This is a genomic window from Delftia sp. K82 (assembly GCF_002193035.1).
GTDB lineage: Bacteria > Pseudomonadota > Gammaproteobacteria > Burkholderiales > Burkholderiaceae_C > Comamonas > Comamonas acidovorans.
Map to the genome: position 1 here is coordinate 402192 of NZ_MYFL01000005.1, position 19611 is coordinate 421802.

Here is a 19611-nt window from a genome sequence, read left to right on the forward strand (position 1 = left end):
CGCGGCGGGGGCGCCCAGCCGAGGGCGTCGTCCCCCTTCCTCGCGTAGCGAGTAGAGAGGGGGAAGGCGCGCAGCGCCTCAGGGGGAGCTTCAGTAGACGACGACGGAGCGGATGGACTTGCCTTCATGCATCAGGTCAAAAGCCTCGTTGATCTCCGGCAGGCCCATGGTGTGCGTGACGAAGGGGGCCAGCTGGATCTCGCCGCTCATGGCCTGCTCGACCATGCCGGGCAGCTCGCTGCGGCCCTTGACGCCGCCGAAGGCCGTGCCCAGCCACTTGCGGCCCGTCACCAGCTGGAAGGGGCGTGTGGAGATTTCCTGGCCCGCGCCGGCCACGCCGATGATGACCGACTGGCCCCAGCCGCGGTGCGCGCATTCCAGGGCGGCACGCATCACGTTGACGTTGCCGATGCACTCGAAGCTGTGGTCCACGCCCCAGCCCGTCATCTCGACGATGACCTGCTGGATGGGCTTGTCGAAATCCTTGGGATTCACGCAGTCGGTGGCGCCGAAGGTGCGGGCCAGGTCGAACTTGGAGGGGTTGGTGTCCACGGCGATGATGCGGCCGGCCTTGGCCAGCTTGGCGCCCTGGATCACGGCCAGGCCGATGCCGCCCAGGCCGAACACGGCCACGGTGTCGCCTTCCTGGACCTTGGCGGTGTTCTTGACGGCACCCAGGCCCGTGGTCACGCCGCAGCCCAGCAGGCAGACCTGCTCGGGGTTGGCATCGGGGTGGATCTTGGCCAGCGAGACTTCGGCGACCACGGTGTACTCGCTGAAGGTGGAGCAGCCCATGTAGTGGTAGATGGGCTCGCCGTTGTACGAAAAGCGCGTGGTGCCGTCGGGCATCACGCCCTTGCCCTGGGTGGCGCGCACGGAAACGCACAGGTTGGTCTTGCCGCTCTTGCAGAACAGGCATTCGCCGCATTCGGCCGTGTACAGCGGGATCACGTGGTCGCCGGGCTTGACGCTGGTCACGCCTTCGCCGACCTCGACGACGATGCCCGCGCCTTCATGGCCGAGCACGGCGGGGAAGATGCCTTCCGGGTCGTCGCCCGACAGCGTGAACGCGTCGGTGTGGCAGACGCCGGTGTGGGTGATCTTGATCAGGACCTCGCCCTTCTTCGGGGGGGCCACGTCGATCTCGACGATCTGCAGGGGTTCTCCAGCCTTGAAGGCGACGGCGGCTTTGGATTTCATGGGCGTGTCTTTCTGTCGGGGTGGCTCAGGAACGGCAGTGCGCGCGCTCCGCGAAGCCTTGAATGTAGGCCATGGCCGGGCGGTCCGGCCGCATCATGGCCGCAGCCCCAGGTGATATGTCCGAATCTGAGGGGTGTGGCCGGCTTCGGCCGGGCCTGCTGGCCGTGGGTGCTTGCGTCTTTTCGTATAGTCCGCCCCATTCTTTCCACCCTGACCGCCTCCGAGCCCGCCGTTTCCCATGGACCACCGCCACGCCAGCGCCCACCGCATCGATCTTGTCGTCTACCCCGGCTTCAAGGCGCTGGAGGCCATAGGACCCATGTCGGTGTTCGACTATGCCAACGTGCACCTGCGCGCGCGCGGCCAGAGCGACGGCTACGAGGTGCGCGTGGTCTCGCAGCGGCAAGGGGCCGTGCGCTCGGACACGCTGATGTCGCTGGAGGCCACGCATACGCTGGCCGGGCTGGAGGCTGCAGGCATGGGCTGCACCGTGGTCGTCGTGGGCTCGCGCCATATCGAGCAGGTGCTGGGCGGCTCGGGCGAGCTGGTCGCCTGGCTGGGCCGCGTGGCGCCGCGCGTGCAGCGGCTGATTGCGCTGTGCTCGGGCAGCTTCTTCCTGGCCGAGGCGGGCTTGCTGGACGGCCGGCGCGCGGCCACGCACTGGAGCGTGACGGCGCAACTGGCCCAGCGCCATCCGCGCGTGCAGGTCGATGCCGATGCCATCTACCTGCGCGAGGAAATCCGCGATGGCGCAGGCAGCCGCCAGCTGTGGACCTCGGCCGGCGTGACGGCCGGCATCGACCTGGCCCTGGCCGTGGTGGAGGAGGATTTCGGCCACGCGCTGGCGCTGGAGGTGGCGCGCGACCTGGTCATGTACCTCAAGCGTCCCGGCGGGCAGTCGCAGTTCAGCGTGCCGCTGGCGGCCCAGGCCGCGCAGCACGGCGGCGTGCAGGCCGTGCAGCAGTGGGTGATGGCCCATCTGGCCGAGCCCCTGACCCTTGCGCAGATGGCCGAGCAGGCGCACATGAGCGAGCGGCACCTGCGCCGCGTGTTCCAGCAGGAAACGGGGCAAAGCCCCACGGCCTTTGTCGAAAGCGCGCGGCTGGAGGCGGCCAAGCAGCTGCTGGAAAGCCAGGCCCATCTGCCGCTCAAGACCGTGGCCGCGCGCGTGGGCCTGGGCTCGGAGCAGGCGCTGCGCCACCTGTTCGTGCGCCACCTGGGCATTACCCCGGTGGCGTACCGGGATCGCTTTGGTGGGCGCGGCGGCGCGGGCTGAACCGGAAACGCTCAGTTCTTTTTTGCGGTCTCGGCTGCTTCGGCGGCCGCGGCGCGCAGCTTGTCCTTCTTGCTGGGGCGGCGGCCCTTGATGCCGCCGTTGCCGTCCTGCGCCACCGGAGGCGGCGGCACGGGCTCGGTGGGCTCGAAGCCCGGCAACTGCTCCAGTTCAAGGTCCAGCTGGTTGCGCTTGCAGATCAGCGCCCAGTGCGCCTGGTCGGCCGGCGTCACGAAGCTGATGGCCGTGCCGTCCTCGCCCGCGCGGCCCGTGCGGCCGATGCGGTGCACATAGTCGGTGGCCGAGCGCGGCAGGTCGTAGTTGACGACCAGGGGCAGCTGGGTGATGTCGATGCCGCGCGCCGCCAGGTCGGTGGTGATCATCACTTGCCAGCGCTTGGCCTTGAAGTCGGCCAGCGCTTCCTTGCGTGCGCCCTGGCTCAGGTCGCCATGGAAGGCCGTGGCGAAGATGCCGGCCTTGTAGAGCTTTTCAGCCACCAGTTCGGCCGTGTGCCGCGTGGCCACAAAGACCAGGGCACGTTCGAGCGTGACAGGGTCGGTGCCCGCAGCGGTGTCGCCCTGCACCAGCTGGCGCAGCAATTGCGTGCGGCGGGCGCGGTCCACGGCAATGGCGCGCTGGGTGATGCTTTGCGGGCTGGCGGCATCCTGGCCTTCGGCGGCATCGACGCGTGCCTGAACGGGATCGTGCAGCAGGCCCGTGGCCAGCGATTGCACGGCATCGGGATAGGTGGCCGAGAACAGCAGGGTCTGGCGTTGCTTCGGCAGCAGGGCCAGCACGCGCTGCAGCTCGTCCTGGAAGCCCAGGTCCAGCAGGCGGTCGGCCTCGTCCAGCACCAGGTGGCGCACGGCGGACAGGCGCACGGCGTTGTGCTCCACCAGGTCCAGCAGGCGGCCCGGCGTGGCCACCAGGAAGTCGGCACTGCCGCGCAGCATCATCATCTGCGGGTTGATGGACACGCCGCCATAGACCACACCGATGCGCGGTGGCTGCTTGAGCGCGCGGCCCAGGTCGGACAGCGTCTCGCCGACCTGCTGGGCCAGCTCGCGCGTGGGCACCACGATCAGCGTGGTCAGGGTTCGCACAAAGCCGCCCTGGGCACCCTGGGCCTTGCCGCCATCCATCCAGCGCTGCAGCAGCGGCAGCAGGTAGGCGGCCGTCTTGCCCGAGCCCGTGGGCGCACAGGCCCAGAGGTCGCGGCTTGCAAGCACGGGGGCGATGGACTGGGTCTGTATGGGCGTGGGATCGACCAGGCCCAGGTCTTGGAGGCTGGAGACCAGCGCCGGGCTCAGGCCGAGGGAGGCAAAGTTCATGGTGTGCAGGAGTGGCTGGGGCCGGAACCCCGGCGCAAGAAAGGGCCGGCCACGAGGGCCGGGGGGGCATTGTCGGCGAAACCGCGCCGCTGCGTGAAGCAGGGGGCTTGGCCCCGGCGCTCAGGCCAGGCGGCGCAGCCGGCCAGCAGGTCGTTCACCAGGCCGCCAGCCGTTGCAGCCGGGTCGGTGGCGCGTGCCTGAGCGGCTATCTGGCATCGGCCGCACGAAGCGTTGAATAAAGCGTCAGGGCCATTGCCGAAACCGGCGCGCAAGAGAAGACCAGACCGTGACTCAAGGCGGGAGCCGGCCCTGCCTCTTCAGCTCCTTGAGCCGCCTTTCCGTGGCGCGGTCCAAGGCGTCTTGCAGCAGGTTCATCTTGCGTTTGTTGCAAGGAGCGCAGTCGTAGTAGCGTGAGGGCACTCCAAGGGGTTCAAGCTTCCTGTTCGCCTCGAAGATTCTGATTCGCCCTGTTGGCTCGATATCCATGACGATGATCTTTCCGCTCTTGAACGTGACGGACGCACCTCCGGAGCATCCGGATCTATCCATGTTTTCTTCGCTGAAGTAGGCTTTTTCCGAAATTCGGCGTATATGCTGCAATGCATATCGCACATCCTCCTCGGTCAGGATCACATCGTCGCAATCGAGCCATTTTTTATCCTCCCAAGCGGGGTTGCTTGATGAGGGGGCGAAGATATTGATTTTCTGGATGTGCTTTGCAGAATACCGGGCGTCAGCAGCATGAATCGTTGAGGCCATGACCATCGCTGAAGTTATTGCCCAAAAAAATTGGTGGTACTTCATGGTGTGTTCGTAGGAAGGTTCCAGTTTGCACCTTCTGCTTCGGTCAGATTTTTCCAACTTACCTCGGGATGTTTGAAGACTTCACCGGGCGACAATTGCATGGAGTCCTGCAGTGCTTCAACAAGCCATGTCAGTGACCGGTTCTGAGCTTGGGTCGGGGCGGGATAGAGGCCGCGCTCTCCTCGCAATCTCTCGGGGGGCAAATCCGCTTCGTTGGAGGAAGGTTTGAACCCCTTCGGCAACTCCGCTCGGCCGACCATCTCGATACCTATGGCCTCCATATTGCTCGGATAGCGTTCACCAGGAGCCTTCAGCATCTCGATGCGGTGTACCCCCTTTGCCTTCAGTCCTTCATAGTCCCTGGCCTTGCATTTCCCCACAAGCAGGCACCTCGCCTTCAGCGGGCCCACATGGTTGGCACGCTGATAGATGGCCGCAGTCTGGTAGATGGTGCCGTCCTTGTCGATCAGGAAGTGTGCCCCATTGGCCTTCGGGTTCCTGTAGCTGTTGAGCGAAGACTGGGCCGTGTTGGCATCGGTCTGGTGCACGACGATGCCGGTGATGGCGGCGGTCCGCTTTCCTCTCTCGATGGCGGGGCTGCGCGCGTTCCTGACGCGCGCATGGATGAGCATTCCGTCCTTGTTGATTTCGACAAGCATGTGAGTCCCGGGGTTGCGTTGAATGGCAGCGGGCATTGCGCTGCGGCTCCATCCCGTTTGAGGGAGGGTCAACGGTCACCTTAAGGTGGATAGGCTCAATCAATGGGCATGCCACGATAGCGAAAATGGTGTTCCTAGGACTGGCGCGGCCTTCTGAAGCGGTGGGCTCGCAAATGAAAAAAGCCCCATGCAAAGGCATGGGGCTTTTGGGTGCCGGGCCGCTGAGGCCCGGACTTGCGATCAGCGCTGGCCGATCGGCTTGACGTCGCGGGACACGGAGCCCGTGAACAGCTGGCGGGGACGGCCGATCTTGTACTCGGGGTCGGCCATCTGCTCGTTGAGCTGGGCGATCCAGCCCACGGTGCGGGCCAGGGCGAAGATGCCGGTGAACAGGTTCACGGGCACGCCGATGGCGCGCTGCACGATGCCGGAGTAGAAGTCCACGTTCGGGTAGAGCTTGCGCTGCACGAAGTAGTCGTCTTCCAGGGCGATCTTCTCGACTTCCTTGGCCAGGGCGAACAGGGGGTCCTTTTCCAGGCCCAGTTCGGCCAGCACTTCATTGCAGGTTTCCTGCATGAGCTTGGCGCGGGGGTCGTAGTTCTTGTAGACGCGGTGGCCGAAGCCCATCAGCTTGACGCCGCTGTTCTTGTCCTTGACCTGTTCCATGAACTCGCCGACCTTGGCAACGCCGCCGTTGGCCTGCAGGTATTCCAGCATGTTCAGGCAGGCTTCGTTGGCGCCGCCGTGGGCAGGGCCCCACAGGCAGGCCACGCCGGCCGAGATGGCTGCGAAGGGGTTGGTGCCCGACGAGCCGCACAGGCGCACGGTGGAGGTGGAGGCGTTTTGCTCGTGGTCTGCGTGCAGGATGAAGATGCGGTCCAGCGCGCGCTCGACCACGGGGTTCACCTTGAACTCCTCGCAGGGGTTGCCGAACATCATGCGCATGAAGTTGCCGGCGTAGCTCAGGTCGTTCTTGGGGTACATGTACGGAGCACCGATGCCGTACTTGTAGGCCATGGAGACCAGCGTAGGCATCTTGGCGATCAGGCGGATCGCGGCGATGTCGCGGTGCTCGGCGTTGTTGATGTCCATGTTGTCGTGGTAGAAGGCCGACATGCCGCCGACCAGACCCGTCAGGACGGCCATGGGGTGGGCGTCACGGCGGAAACCACGCAGGAAGAACTGCATCTGCTCGTTGACCATGGTGTGCTTGGTCACGCGCTCGACGAAGTCGGCCTTCTCGGACTCGTTGGGCAGCTCGCCGTACAGCAGCAGGTAACAGGTCTCGAGGTAGTCGCAGTTCTTTGCCAGCTGCTCGATGGGGTAGCCGCGGTACAGCAGCTCGCCCTTGTCGCCATCGATGTAGGTGATGGCGGACTGGCACGAGGCGGTAGAGAGGAAGCCCGGGTCATAGGTGAACATGCCGGTCTGCGCGTACAGCTTGCGGATGTCCACCACGTCGGGACCGACGTTGCCCTGGTAGACGGGCAGCTCGACGCTGGGGGCGCCGTTGCTGAAAGACAGCGTTGCTTTGTTGTCTGCGAGTTTCATTTCCAAACTTCCTTCTCTAGATTGCCTAGCCTACTAGCGGGAGAGAACCGGGCTTGCGCTTGCGCACCAGTTCCAGAACTTCCCTGATTTCTTGGGTATCGAGTTCACCTTCAGGCTCCTTGCGGCGCAAGAAGAGGTCCATCAGGTCGTTGTCTGCCAGGTCCATCAAGGCAGACAGACCGCTCGCGTGTCTCCGCGTGAGCTGGTCTCCGTAGGTGGCGAAGAACTGCGCGATGAACAGGTCGTTCTCGACCAGGCCACGCCGGCAGCGCCAGCGCAGCAGGTCTCGCTCGCGTTCGTCGAGCAGAGTATTCGTCATGGTCATCAGATGGCCCGGCGGACCATCAGTTCCTTGATCTTGCCAATGGCCTGCGTGGGGTTCAGGTGCTTGGGGCACACGTCCACGCAGTTCATGATGGTGTGGCAACGGAAGAGGCGGTACGGATCTTCCAGGTTGTCAAGGCGGTCACCCGTGGCCTCGTCGCGGCTGTCCGCGATGAAGCGGTAGGCCTGCAGCAGGCCGGCCGGGCCCACGAACTTGTCGGGGTTCCACCAGAAGCTGGGGCAGCTGGTGGAGCAGCTGGCGCACAGAATGCACTCGTACAGGCCGTTGAGCTCTTCGCGCTCTTCAGGCGACTGCAGGCGTTCCTTGGTGGGAGACGCGAAGCTGTCGTTCTGCAGGTAGGGCTTGATCGAGTGGTACTGCTTGAAGAACTGCGTCATGTCCACGATCAGGTCGCGGATCACGGGCAGGCCGGGCAGGGGCTTGAGAACGATGTCGCCCTGCAGGGTCTTCATGTTCGTCAGGCAGGCCAGGCCGTTCTTGCCATTGATGTTCATCGCGTCCGAGCCGCACACGCCTTCGCGGCAGGAGCGGCGGAACGAGATGGAGGGGTCCATCTCCTTGAGCTTGACCAGGGCGTCCAGCAGCATGCGCTCGTGGCCGTCCAGCTCGACCTCGACGGTCTGCATGTAGGGCTTGGCATCCTTGTCCGGGTCGTAGCGGTAGATCTTGAAAGTGCGCTTCATTTGTCTGTTCTCTCGTGGGCTGCTGGATTAGAACGTGCGGACCTTGGGCGGCACGCTGTCCACCGTGAGGGGCTTCAGGTTCACGGGCTTGTAGTCCAGGCTGTTGGTGGCGCTGTACCACAGGGTGTGCTTGAGCCATTCCTTGTCATTGCGGCCCAGCGGGAACTCGGCGTGGTCGGCAGGATGCTCGTAGTCGTACACGGTGTGGGCGCCGCGGCATTCGTGGCGGGCAGCGGCCGAGATCATGGTGGCCTGGGCCACTTCGATCAGGTTGTCCACTTCCAGCGCTTCCATGCGGGCGGTGTTCCAGACCTTGGACTTGTCCTTGAGGGTCACGGAGCCCACGCGTTCGCGGATGGCGTTGATCTTGACTTCGCCTTCGTCCATGCTCTTTTGCGTGCGGAACACGCCGGCATGCTGCTGCATGGTGGCGCGGATGTCGCCAGCCAGGTCCTGGGCGTAGGTGCCTTCCTTGGAGTCGTCGAGCTGGTTCAGGCGCGTGAGCGTGCGCTCGGAGCCATCGGCCGGCACGGCCTTGTGGTCGCCGAAGCCGTTGACGAACTGCACGATGTGCTTGCCGGCCGACTTGCCGAAGACCAGCAGGTCCAGCAGCGAGTTCGTGCCCAGGCGGTTGGCGCCGTGCACCGACACGCACGAGCATTCGCCCACGGCATAGAGGCCATTGACCACGTTGTTCTGCTGGCCGTCCCACACCACGACCTGGCCGTTGATGTTGGTGGGAATGCCGCCCATCTGGTAGTGGATGGTGGGCACCACGGGAATCGGTTCCTTGGTGATGTCCACGTTGGCGAAGTTGTGGCCGATCTCTTCCACCGAAGGCAGGCGCTTGCGGATGGTGTCTGCACCCAGGTGGTCCAGCTTCATCAGGATGTAGTCCTTGTTGGGACCACAGCCACGGCCTTCCTTGATTTCCTGGTCCATGGAGCGGGACACGAAGTCGCGCGGTGCCAGATCCTTCAGCGTGGGAGCGTAGCGCTCCATGAAGCGTTCGCCTTCGCTGTTGAGCAGGATGGCGCCTTCGCCACGGCAGCCTTCGGTCAGCAGCACACCCGCGCCGGCCACGCCGGTGGGGTGGAACTGCCAGAACTCCATGTCCTGCAGCGGGATGCCTGCGCGTGCAGCCATGCCCAGGCCGTCGCCGGTGTTGATGAAGGCATTGGTCGATGCCTGGAAGATGCGGCCAGCGCCACCCGTGGCCAGCAGCACGGCCTTGGCGTGCAGCTCATACAGGTCGCCGGTTTCCAGTTCGATGGCGGTCACGCCGACCACGTCGCCCTGGGTGTTGCGGATCAGGTCCAGCGCCATCCACTCCACGAAGAAGTTGGTCTTGGACTTGACGTTCTGCTGGTACAGCGTGTGCAGCATGGCGTGGCCGGTACGGTCGGCCGCGGCGCAGGCGCGCTGCACGGGCTTTTCACCGTAGTTGGCCGTGTGGCCGCCGAAGGGACGCTGGTAGATGGTGCCGTCGGGGTTGCGGTCGAACGGCATGCCGAAGTGTTCCAGCTCGATCACGACGTTGGGCGCTTCGCGGCACATGAACTCGATCGCATCCTGGTCGCCGAGCCAGTCGGAGCCCTTGATGGTGTCGTAGAAGTGGTAGTGCCAGTTGTCTTCGCTCATGTTGCCCAGCGAAGCGGACACGCCGCCCTGCGCAGCCACGGTGTGCGAGCGCGTGGGGAAGACCTTGGACAGCGAGGCCACGGACAGGCCGGCGCGCGACAGTTCCAGCGCGGCACGCAGGCCGGAGCCGCCAGCGCCGACGATGACGACGTCAAACTTGCGCTTGGTGATGTTTGCTTTGGAGTAGCTCATTCTTAACCTTCAATCGTGGAGACCGCGTCTCTATCAGATACGCCACAGGATCTGGATGCCCCAGCCGGCGCAGCCGACGAGCCAGACCAGGGTGAAAACGTTCAGCACCAGGCGCAGGCCCACGGGCTTGACGTAGTCCATCCAGATGTCGCGCACGCCGACCCAGACGTGCCAGGCCAGCGAGACGATCACGGCGAAGGTCAGGAACTTCATCCACTGCGGGGCAAAGATGCCGGCCCACAGGTCATAGCCGACGGAGCCGGTGCTGAAGATCAGCTTGGCCAGCAGCACGATGGTGAACAGTGCCATCAGCACGCCGGTGACGCGCTGCACCATCCAGTCGCGGATGCCGTAGTGCGCACCGACCACGGTGCGCTTGGAGCCGTAATTCACGGACATGGTTCTTTTTCCTTATCGTGAGGGAGAGATCGTGAATCAGTACAGGCCGAACAGCTTGGCACCCAGGATCAGGGTCAGGCCAACGCTCAGGACCAGCACCACCAGGGCCGAGGACTTGCCGAACTGCTTGTTGACGGCGTGGTGGTTCACATCCATGAACAGGTGGCGGACGCCGGCGCAAAAGTGGTGCAGGTAGGCCCAGATCAATGCCAGGCACACGAGCTTGAGGAACCATCCGAAGGGACCCGCGAAAACCGAGGTGAAGCCGTCGAAGGAGATCTCCGAAGTCAGCGACATGTCCATCATCCACAGGATGAAAGGCAGCAGGATGAACATCAGCAGGCCGCTGATGCGGTGCAGGATGGACACGATGCCGGCCGGCGGCAACCGGTAGGTGGGGAGGTCCTTGAAGAAGTTGATGTTGCGGAACTCTGGCCGCTTTTTGGCTTGCTCAGTCATGGCAGGGTACTTTCGTGGATGTAACTGCTTCGTAATCGCTCAGGGGCGGCGATGCAAAATTCTATTGCAATGCAATAAAAACAGCTTTGCTGGGAATTGCGTATTTTCGCCCGCTTCTCTGGGGAGCGGATCGTTCAGCTCAGCGCGTTGCGGTAGTGATGGGTGTCGGTGCGGTACAGGCCACGGCGTAACTCCATGGGAACATCGTTGTATGTGTAAGCGGTGCGCTCCACGCTCAGCAGGGGCGTGGTGCTGGGGACATCCAGCAGCAGGGCCTGTTCGGCCTCGGGCAGGACGGCGCGGATCTTTTCGTCGGCGCGCACCATGCGCACGCCGTAGTCCAGCTCGAACATGGCATACGTGGGGCCCTGGTAGGCGGACATCTGCTCGGCGGTCAGGCCCTTGAAGGCGTGGCCCGGCAGCCAGATGTCTTCCAAAATGGTCGGGATTGCGGAGAACGACAGCACGCGGCGCACATGCATCACGGCGTCGCCGCTGCGCAGCGCCAGGCCGCGCGCCACGTCGGCGGAGGCGCGCAGGCGCCGGCAGTCGATGATGCGGCGCTCGGCACGGCCCTCGCCCTGCTGGTCGCCGCCGTCGGGCTGCAGCTTGAGGAAGCGGTACTGCACATGCTGGGCCGCGTGGGTGGCCACGAAGGTGCCCTTGCCCTGGCGGCGCATCACCAGGTTCTCCGCGGCCAGCTCGTCGATGGCCTTGCGCACCGTGCCCTGGCTCACGCGAAAGCGCGCGGCCAGCTCCATCTCGCTGGGAATCAGTTCGCCGGGCCGCCATTCGCCTGCTTCAAGGCTTTGCAGTATCAGTCCCTTGATCTGCTGATACAAAGGGCTGAAGGCCGGGGTCGATGCGCCCGCGCCGATGGTGGGAGCGGCGTTGTCTGAGGCGAGGGGAGGCAGGACTGGCATGGAAAAGTTCGGGGTGGGGAGGCTCCCGGCGACGCAGATGAAAGACTTGGAAACAGACGTCGATCATATCTTATATAAGACATAAGACAAATTGACCGGGCTTCGAAATCGGGAGTACACTTTCGCGTTGTTTGCGGAGCACGGGCTGCTGGTTTCTGACGCTGGTGCGACCTGGCGCCGATAACACCTGATTTTTTCCCCATCCCTGGAGTTTCATCATGAGCAAGAAGCCCGTTCGTGTCGCCGTCACCGGTGCCGCCGGTCAAATTGGTTACGCCCTGCTGTTCCGCATCGCCTCCGGCGAAATGCTGGGTAAGGACCAGCCCGTCATTCTGCAACTGCTGGAGATTCCCGACGAGAAGGCCCAGAACGCGCTCAAGGGCGTGATCATGGAACTCGAAGACTGCGCCTTCCCCCTGCTGGCCGGCATCGAAGCCCACTCCGACCCCCTGCAAGCCTTCAAGGACACCGACTACGCCCTGCTGGTCGGCGCGCGTCCCCGCGGCCCCGGCATGGAACGTGCCGACCTGCTGGCTGCCAACGCACAGATCTTCACCGCCCAGGGCAAGGCGCTGAACGCCGCTGCCTCGCGCAACGTGAAGGTGCTGGTCGTCGGCAACCCCGCCAACACCAACGCCTACATCGCCATGAAGTCGGCTTCGGACCTGCCGGCCAAGAACTTCACCGCCATGCTGCGCCTGGACCACAACCGCGCTGCCTCGCAACTGGCTGCCAAGGCCGGCTTCAAGGTGGGCGACATCCGCAAGCTGACCGTCTGGGGCAACCACTCGCCCACGATGTACGCCGACTACCGCTTCGCCACCGTCAACGGTGAAAGCGTCAAGGCCAAGATCAACGACCAGGCCTGGAACAAGGACGTGTTCCTGCCCACCGTCGGCAAGCGTGGCGCCGCCATCATTGCCGCCCGCGGCCTGTCCTCGGCTGCCTCGGCTGCCAACGCTGCCATCGACCACATGCGCGACTGGGCCCTGGGCTCGGGCGGCGAATGGGTCACCATGGGCGTGCCCTCCAACGGCGAATACGGCATCCCCGCTGGCATCGTCTTCGGCTTCCCGGTCACCACCGAGAACGGCGAGTACAAGATCGTCGAAGGCCTGGAAATCGACGCCTTCTCGCAAGAGTGCATCGACAAGACCCTGGCCGAGCTGCAAGGCGAACAGGACGGCGTCAAGCACCTGCTGTAAGCCGCCGGCAAGCCATGCTCGACTGGAATCCCGCGCTTTACCTGCGTTTCGCCAATGAGCGTACGCGCCCCGCAGCCGAGCTGCTGGCGCGTGTGCCCTTGGCCCAGGCCCGCCATGTGGTGGACCTGGGATGCGGGCCGGGCAATTCCACCGAGCTGCTTGCACAGCGCTATGCCGGTGCCACGATCACCGGCATAGACAACTCCCAGGCGATGCTGGCCACCGCGCGCCAGCATCTGCCTGAGGCCCGCTTCGCGCTGGCCGACATTGCTTCCTGGACGCCCGCCCCCGGCGAGAGCGCTCCCGACCTGATTTATGCCAATGCCTCCCTCCAGTGGGTGGGGGAGCATGAAACGCTGATACCCCGCCTGTTCGCCCAACTGGCGCCAGGGGGCGTGCTGGCGATACAGATGCCCGACAACCGGCAGGAGGCCACGCACCGCGTGATGCGCGAGATCGCCAGCCTGCCCAAATTTGCCGCCTACATCGGCGATGCCGCCAAGGTGCGGGCCGACATCCTGCCCATTCGCAGCTACTACGACCTGCTGGCCGGCCCGCAGGAGCAGGCCGGCGTCGAGGCCGGCGCCGTCGATGTCTGGCACACCGTCTACCAGCATCCGATGGACTCGGCCGGCGCCATCGTCCAGTGGCTGCGCGGCACCGGCCTCAAGCCCTTCGTCGAGGGCCTGCCCGAAGCCCTGCAGGCCGACTTCCTCACCGAATACGAAAACCGCGTGGACGCCGCCTACGGCGTGCGCGCCGACGGCCGGCGCCTGCTGGCCTTCCCCCGCCTGTTCATCGTCGCCCAGCGCAAGCCATGACCGCCGCCACGTCCACACCCTCTCGCGCACACCCGGCCCAGGTGCTGCTCGATGCGCAGGGCGGTGCCCTGCACCTGCCCGTCTGCGACCACTACAGCGGCGTGGAAGTGCGCATGCGCAAGAGCCTGCAGCTGCAGGCCGAGATGATGGCCGAGTTCGGTACCTGCGTGTTCGACGTCACGCTGGACTGCGAGGACGGCGCCCCCGTGGGCCAGGAGGCGGCCCATGCGCGCCTGGTGGCCTCGCTGGCGCGCGATGCCGCGCCCGGTGCCCGCGTGGCTGCGCGCGTGCATGCCGTGGACCACGCCAGCTTCGCGCAGGACCTGGACATCATCGTCGGCGAGGCCGGCGACCGCCTGTGCCACCTCATGCTGCCCAAGGTGGAAAGCGTGGATGACGTGCTGCTGGCCGAGCGGCATCTGGGCCGACTGGGCTGCCGCGAACTGCCGCTGCATGTGCTCATCGAGTCGCCCGCCGCCGTGCACCGTGCCTTCGACATTGCCGCGCATCCTCGCGTGCAGAGCATTTCCTTCGGCCTGATGGACTTCGTCTCGGCCCATGGCGGCGCGATTCCTGCCTCGGCCATGGGCTCGGCCGGCCAGTTCGACCATCCGCTGGTCGTGCGTGCCAAGCTGGAGATCGCAGCTGCCTGCCACGCGCACGGCAAGGTGCCATCGCACTGCGTGGTCACCGAATTCAGGAATCCACAGGCGCTGCAGGCCGCTGCCACACAGGCGTCACGGCGGCTCGGCTATACCCGCATGTGGAGCATCCACCCGGACCAGATCCGCCCCATCCTCGCCGCCTTCGCGCCCCAGGCCGACGAAGTGGCGCAGGCCGCACAAATACTTACCGCCGCCGAGGCCGCCGATTGGGCGCCCGTCAGCGTGGATGGTGTATTACATGACCGGGCGAGCTACCGCTATTTCTGGCAGTTGCTCACACGTGCCCACCAGACCGGCCAGGCGCTGCCCCCACAGGTGCAGCCCTGGTTTGCATCAGAATCACTTGCTTAGCCCACACCGGGAATTTGCAGGAGCCCAACGTATGAAGACAGCTATCGCCTCCATCCTGATCGCAGCCCCCTTGCTGGCCATGGGCCTGGGTGCCAGCGCCGCCGAGCCCGCCACCGCAAAGAAGGCACCGGCCAAGGCTGCTGCCAAGCCTGCGGCCAAGAAGGCCCCCGCCAAGAAGGCCACCACGGCCAAGGCCGCTGCCGGCGCTGCCGCCGTCGGCGGTGCGGCCGCCGTCGCAACTGCTGCCCAACAGCCGCTGTCCGCCGAAGACCTGGCCATTTCCGAGCGCGTGCACACCGGCCGCATCCCCTGCGAGCTGGGCGCCTTCGTCAATGTGACGGCCGACCAGGCCAACCCGGGTTACTTCAACATCGACGGCAAGGGCTTCAAGTACCACATGTCGCCCGTCAAGACCTCGACCGGCACCGTGCGCCTGGAAGACAAGCATGCCGGCGCCGTCTGGCTGCAGATCGCCAACAAATCGATGCTCATGAACCAGAAGGTCGGCCAGCGCCTGGCCGACGAATGCATGAGCCCCGATCAGCTTCAGGTGGCCGAGGCCATCAAGAAGAACCCGCCTCCCAGCCTGCTGGAAGCACCCAAGCCCGCCGGCCAGTAATCCAGGCCCGGACCTGAGCGTCCCGCAAGCAGCCCCACTTTAGAAAACCATGGAGAGAGAATCATGTTGAAAGCCTACCGTGACCACGTGGCCGAACGCGCCGCGCTCGGTATCCCCCCGCTGCCGCTGGAAGCCAAGCAGGTTGCCGAACTGATCGAGCTGATCAAGAACCCGCCCGCTGGCGAGGACGCCTTCCTGCTCGACCTGCTCACGCACCGCGTTCCTCCGGGCGTGGACGATGCCGCCAAGGTCAAGGCCAGCTTCCTGGCAGCCGTGGCCCACGGTGACATCCAGGTGGCTCTCATCTCCAAGGCCAAGGCCACCGAGCTGCTGGGCACCATGGTGGGCGGCTACAACGTGCATCCCCTGATCGAGCTGCTGGACGACGCCGAAGTCGCCGGCGTGGCCGCCGATGCGCTGAAGAAGACGCTGCTGATGTTCGACTTCTTCAACGACGTGGCCACCAAGGCCAAGGCCGGCAACGCCAAGGCCCAGGAAGTCATGAAGAGCTGGGCTGACGCCGAGTGGTTCACCTCGCGCCCCGAAGTGGACAAGAAGATCACCGTCACCGTCTTCAAGGTGCCCGGCGAGACCAACACCGACGACCTGTCGCCCGCGCCCGATGCCTGGAGCCGTCCGGACATCCCGCTGCACTACCTGGCCATGCTCAAGAACACCCGTCCCGACGCGGCCTTCAAGCCCGAGGAAGACGGCAAGCGCGGCCCGATGCAGTTCATCGACGACCTCAAGAAGAAGGGCCACCTGGTCGCCTACGTGGGCGACGTGGTCGGCACCGGCTCCTCGCGCAAGTCGGCCACCAACTCCATCGTCTGGGCCACGGGCCAGGACATCCCCTTCGTGCCCAACAAGCGCTTCGGCGGCGTGACCCTGGGCGGCAAGATTGCTCCCATCTTCTTCAACACGCAGGAAGATTCGGGCTCGCTGCCCATCGAAGTCGATGTCACCAAGCTCGAAATGGGCGACGTCATCGACGTGCTGCCCTATGACGGCAAGCTGGTCAAGAACGGCGAAACCGTCGCCGAGTTCCAGCTCAAGAGCGACGTGCTGTTCGACGAAGTGCGCGCCGGCGGCCGCATCAACCTGATCATCGGCCGCTCGCTGACCGCCAAGGCCCGCGAATTCCTGGGCCTGTCTGCCTCCACCGTGTTCCGCCTGCCCCAGGCGCCCGCTGCTTCGAACGCCGGCTTCACGCTGGCCCAGAAGATGGTCGGCCGCGCCGTCGGCCTGCCGGAAGGCCAGGGCGTGCGCCCCGGTACCTACTGCGAGCCGCGCATGACCACCGTGGGTTCGCAGGACACCACCGGCCCCATGACCCGCGACGAGCTCAAGGACCTGGCCTGCCTGGGCTTCTCGGCCGACATGGTCATGCAGTCCTTCTGCCACACGGCTGCCTACCCCAAGCCCGTGGACGTCAAGACGCACCGCGAGCTGCCTGCCTTCATCAGCAACCGCGGCGGCGTGGCCCTGCGTCCCGGTGACGGCGTGATCCACTCCTGGCTCAACCGCCTGCTGCTGCCCGACACCGTGGGCACGGGCGGTGACTCGCACACGCGCTTCCCCATCGGCATCTCCTTCCCCGCAGGTTCCGGCCTGGTGGCCTTCGGCGCCGCCACGGGCGTGATGCCCCTGGACATGCCCGAGTCCGTGCTCGTGCGCTTCAAGGGCGAAATGCAGCCCGGCGTCACCCTGCGTGACCTCGTGCACGCCATTCCCCTGTACGCCATCAAGGCAGGCGCGCTGACCGTGGCCAAGGCCGGCAAGAAGAACATCTTCTCGGGCCGCATCCTGGAAATCGAAGGTCTGCCCGACCTGAAGGTGGAACAGGCCTTCGAGCTGTCCGACGCCTCGGCCGAGCGCTCGGCTGCCGGCTGCACGATCAAGCTCAACCCCGAGCCGATCAAGGAGTACCTGACCTCGAACATCGTTCTGATGAAGAACATGATCGCCGACGGCTACGCCGACGCCAAGACGCTGCAGCGCCGCATCGAGAAGGTCGAGGCCTGGCTGGCCAAGCCCGACCTGCTCGAAGCCGACAAGGACGCCGAATACGCTGCCGTGTTCGAGATCGACCTGGCCGACATCAAGGAACCCATCGTCTGCTGCCCCAACGATCCCGATGACGCCAAGTTCCTGTCCGAAGTGGCCGGCACCAAGATCGATGAAGCCTTCATCGGTTCGTGCATGACCAACATCGGCCACTTCCGCGCAGCAGCCAAGCTGCTGGGCGGCCAGCGCGACATCCCCGTCAAGCTGTGGGTGGCTCCGCCCACCAAGATGGACCAGAACGAGCTGATCAAGGAAGGCCACTACGCTGCCTTCGGCACGGCCGGTGCCCGCACCGAAATGCCGGGCTGCTCGCTGTGCATGGGCAACCAGGCCCAGGTCCGCGAAGGCGCGACGGTGATCTCCACCTCGACCCGCAACTTCCCCAACCGCCTGGGCAAGAACACCAACGTGTTCCTGGGCTCGGCCGAGCTGGCCGCCATCGCATCGCGCCTGGGCAAACTGCCCACCAAGGAGGAATACCTCAAGGAAATGGGCGTGATCGATGCCGACAAGTCCAGCGTCTACCGCTACATGAACTTCGACCAGATCGAAGAGTACGCGGACGTGGCCAGGGGCGTGAGCGCCTGAGTCCGGCCTGATCCGGCTCCATGAGCAAAGCCCGCTTCGGCGGGCTTTGCTGCTTTCTGGCTCTGTACTTTCCGGTTTACGCAGCCTTCCTCAACCGCCCCAGCACCTCCTGCGTCTGCGCATCCGCCGGAAAGAACGACTCCACGGCCAGCTCCTGCAGCGTCACATCCACCGGCGTGCCGAAGATGGTGATGGTGCTGATGAAGTTCAGCCGGCCATGGTCGGTGTCCAGCGCGAAGGGCACGGCGATGTGGCTGGCAGGTGCTGCGCCATGTGAGTCCGCTCCATCTTCCTTGAACGGGTAGGCGGCAATCTCGTCGTGCAGCGCCTGCAACTGCGCATCCGACGTGGCGGCAATTTGCTGCTGCAGGCGGTGCAGCAGATGCGCGCGCCAATGGGCTGCGTTGGCCAGGCGCGGGCCCAGGCCTTCGGGGTGCAGGCTCAGGCGCAGCACATTGACAGGCGGCTCCAGCAGCCAGGGCGCCACGCCGGCCAGCAGCAGCGGCACGATGGCGTTGGCGGCCACCAGGTTCCAGTGCCGGTCCACGGCCAGGGCCGGATTGGGTTCGTGGCCCTTGAGCACCAGGTCCACGGCCTGGCGCGCGGCGGCCAGATCCGGGTGGTCCAGCGGCCGGGCCTGGTACATGGGCGCATAGCCTGCGGCCACCAGCAGCGCGTTGCGCTCGCGCAGCGGCACGCCCAGGCGCTCGACCAGGCGCAGCACCATCTCGCGGCTGGGCTGGGCGCGGCCGGTTTCCACATAGCTCAGGTGGCGCGTGGAGATCTCGGCCTCCAGCGCCAGGCCCTGCTGGCTCAGGCGGCGGTGCTGGCGCCAGTGGCGCAGATGGTCGCCGAAGGGCGAGCGCGCGGACGGTGGATGGGCGGTGGAGGTCATGGTCCGCATCGTAGCGGCGGGGCTGGCGTGGCGGCCATGACCTGCGAGGTTATCGACCCTGTGCAGCCTGCGGCGGACCATGCAGTCCATGGCATGCACGGTGTGTGCCTGTTGCTCTCAAGGAGTTCGCCATGTCGATGTTCGCTTCCCCCCGTTTCCTGCCCCGCGTGATGTGGGTCGATGCTGCTTCCTGCGCCGCCTCGGGCGCCTTGCAACTGCTGGCGGGGCAGCCGCTGTCGGATGTGACGGGGCTACCTCTGGCGCTGTTGCAGTCCACAGGCTGGTTTTTGCTGGGCTATGCGCTGCTGGCTGCGTGGATGGCGGCGCGCTCGCCTGTGCCGCGGCGGTTGATCGGGCTGGTGGTTGTGGGGAATTTGGGGTGGGCTGCGGGCTGTGTTGCGCTGCTGGCGTTTGGTGGGTTGGGGTTGTCTGCCTGGGGGGTGGCGTGGGTGTTGGGGCAGGCGTTGGTGGTTGTGGTGTTGGCTGAGTTGCAGTGGACTGGGTTGCGGCGCACGCGGGATGTTGTCGGCGCTGCGCGGTCCGTGGTTGTCGGGTGAGGGGACTGTTTCTGCCCCTGCCGGGGGGTGTTTTTTCGAGGCCGGGTCTCGGCCCGGCGGCCGACCTACCTTTCTTTGATTCGTCAAAGAAAGGTAGGCCAAAGAAAGACGACCCGGATGCCCGCGACCCCTTCGCTGCGCTGCGGGGCAACCTGCGTCGGGCCGCCTGCGGGGTTCGCCGCAGAACTCACTGCGCGCTGCGCGCTACGTTCAGACAATCACGGCGAGTCAGATGACGAAGCAGTCCTGTCCTTCGGCAGGACTGCAACCCCGCAGGCGGCCCGACGCAGGCGCTGGCATACGGGGAGTGGGTGCGGGCCTTCGCTGCGCTGGGCCCGGTTCAGGGGGCTGCGCTGCTTCTGACGTGGTGGGAGCAGCCCAC

Annotated in this window: 19 protein-coding genes; 7 read left to right on the plus strand and 12 right to left on the minus strand. The window is 65.4% G+C overall.

The genetic code is table 11. From position 1 onward, the window contains the following. Positions 1-90: 90 nt before the first annotated feature. Positions 91-1200, minus strand: a complete 1110-nt coding sequence (locus tag KDK82_RS28630) for an S-(hydroxymethyl)glutathione dehydrogenase/class III alcohol dehydrogenase (protein WP_012204334.1) — start codon at positions 1198-1200, stop codon at positions 91-93. Between the two features lie 238 nt (positions 1201-1438). Between KDK82_RS28630 and KDK82_RS28635 the strand changes: the two genes are divergently transcribed. Next, positions 1439-2476 (plus strand): GlxA family transcriptional regulator, encoded by a 1038-nt coding sequence (locus KDK82_RS28635; RefSeq protein WP_088166865.1) that lies wholly within the window; start codon positions 1439-1441, stop codon positions 2474-2476. 11 nt (positions 2477-2487) lie between these two features. Here KDK82_RS28635 and KDK82_RS28640 read toward each other — a convergent pair whose 3' ends face one another. The 10 genes from KDK82_RS28640 to KDK82_RS28685 form a co-directional block, all read right to left on the minus strand. Further along, a complete protein-coding gene (locus KDK82_RS28640; protein ID WP_088166866.1) occupies positions 2488-3804 on the minus strand; it encodes a DEAD/DEAH box helicase in 1317 nt (438 codons plus the stop codon). 291 nt (positions 3805-4095) lie between these two features. Then, positions 4096-4608, minus strand: a complete 513-nt coding sequence (locus tag KDK82_RS28645; protein WP_034391495.1) for a hypothetical protein — start codon at positions 4606-4608, stop codon at positions 4096-4098. Further along, positions 4605-5303 carry a peptidoglycan recognition family protein gene (locus KDK82_RS28650; RefSeq protein WP_034391497.1) on the minus strand — a complete coding sequence of 233 codons (699 nt, stop codon included), beginning with the start codon at positions 5301-5303 and terminating at the stop codon, positions 4605-4607. The genes KDK82_RS28645 and KDK82_RS28650 overlap by 4 nt, the downstream gene beginning before the upstream one ends. A gap of 204 nt (positions 5304-5507) precedes the next feature. Next, the gene (locus KDK82_RS28655) at positions 5508-6818 is read right to left on the minus strand and encodes a citrate synthase (RefSeq protein ID WP_012204342.1); all 1311 of its coding nucleotides are present in this window, start codon (positions 6816-6818) and stop codon (positions 5508-5510) included. A 25-nt stretch (positions 6819-6843) separates the two neighbouring features. Further along, positions 6844-7143: a succinate dehydrogenase assembly factor 2 gene (locus KDK82_RS28660; RefSeq protein ID WP_012204343.1), complete on the minus strand. Its 300-nt coding sequence runs from the start codon at positions 7141-7143 to the stop codon at positions 6844-6846. Next, positions 7143-7847, minus strand: coding sequence for a succinate dehydrogenase iron-sulfur subunit (locus tag KDK82_RS28665; protein ID WP_012204344.1), 705 nt, complete (start codon positions 7845-7847; stop codon positions 7143-7145). The genes KDK82_RS28660 and KDK82_RS28665 overlap by 1 nt, the downstream gene beginning before the upstream one ends. A 27-nt stretch (positions 7848-7874) precedes the next feature. Beyond that, positions 7875-9680, minus strand: a complete 1806-nt coding sequence (gene sdhA / locus KDK82_RS28670) for a succinate dehydrogenase flavoprotein subunit (RefSeq protein WP_012204345.1) — start codon at positions 9678-9680, stop codon at positions 7875-7877. Between the two features lie 33 nt (positions 9681-9713). Continuing rightward, complete coding sequence (gene sdhD / locus KDK82_RS28675) at positions 9714-10079, minus strand: succinate dehydrogenase, hydrophobic membrane anchor protein (RefSeq protein ID WP_012204346.1); 366 nt, start codon at positions 10077-10079, stop codon at positions 9714-9716. Positions 10080-10115: 36 nt separating this feature from the next. Continuing rightward, complete coding sequence (gene sdhC / locus KDK82_RS28680; RefSeq protein WP_012204347.1) at positions 10116-10538, minus strand: succinate dehydrogenase, cytochrome b556 subunit; 423 nt, start codon at positions 10536-10538, stop codon at positions 10116-10118. A gap of 134 nt (positions 10539-10672) precedes the next feature. Beyond that, a complete protein-coding gene (locus KDK82_RS28685) occupies positions 10673-11461 on the minus strand; it encodes a GntR family transcriptional regulator (protein ID WP_012204348.1) in 789 nt (262 codons plus the stop codon). Positions 11462-11679: 218 nt separating this feature from the next. Here KDK82_RS28685 and KDK82_RS28690 point away from each other — a divergent pair, with 218 nt between their 5' ends. The 5 genes from KDK82_RS28690 (at position 11680) to acnB (ending at position 17777) form a co-directional block, all read left to right on the plus strand. Continuing rightward, positions 11680-12666, plus strand: a complete 987-nt coding sequence (locus tag KDK82_RS28690) for a malate dehydrogenase (RefSeq protein WP_088166867.1) — start codon at positions 11680-11682, stop codon at positions 12664-12666. Between the two features lie 14 nt (positions 12667-12680). Next, positions 12681-13487: a trans-aconitate 2-methyltransferase gene (tam, locus tag KDK82_RS28695; protein ID WP_013803434.1), complete on the plus strand. Its 807-nt coding sequence runs from the start codon at positions 12681-12683 to the stop codon at positions 13485-13487. Then, positions 13484-14503, plus strand: a complete 1020-nt coding sequence (locus KDK82_RS28700; protein WP_012204351.1) for a CoA ester lyase — start codon at positions 13484-13486, stop codon at positions 14501-14503. The genes tam and KDK82_RS28700 overlap by 4 nt, the downstream gene beginning before the upstream one ends. A gap of 31 nt (positions 14504-14534) precedes the next feature. Further along, positions 14535-15122 carry a hypothetical protein gene (locus tag KDK82_RS28705; protein WP_013803433.1) on the plus strand — a complete coding sequence of 196 codons (588 nt, stop codon included), beginning with the start codon at positions 14535-14537 and terminating at the stop codon, positions 15120-15122. A 63-nt stretch (positions 15123-15185) separates the two neighbouring features. After that, entirely contained in the window at positions 15186-17777 is a 2592-nt protein-coding gene (gene acnB / locus KDK82_RS28710; protein ID WP_012204353.1) for a bifunctional aconitate hydratase 2/2-methylisocitrate dehydratase, read from the plus strand. Positions 17778-17853: 76 nt separating this feature from the next. Here acnB and KDK82_RS28715 read toward each other — a convergent pair whose 3' ends face one another. Further along, on the minus strand, positions 17854-18672 hold the full coding sequence (locus tag KDK82_RS28715) for a helix-turn-helix domain-containing protein (RefSeq protein ID WP_088166868.1): 819 nt from the start codon (positions 18670-18672) through the stop codon (positions 17854-17856). Positions 18673-18803: 131 nt separating this feature from the next. Here KDK82_RS28715 and KDK82_RS28720 point away from each other — a divergent pair, with 131 nt between their 5' ends. Further along, the gene (locus KDK82_RS28720) at positions 18804-19229 is read left to right on the plus strand and encodes a hypothetical protein (RefSeq protein WP_088166869.1); all 426 of its coding nucleotides are present in this window, start codon (positions 18804-18806) and stop codon (positions 19227-19229) included. Positions 19230-19611: the final 382 nt, after the last annotated feature.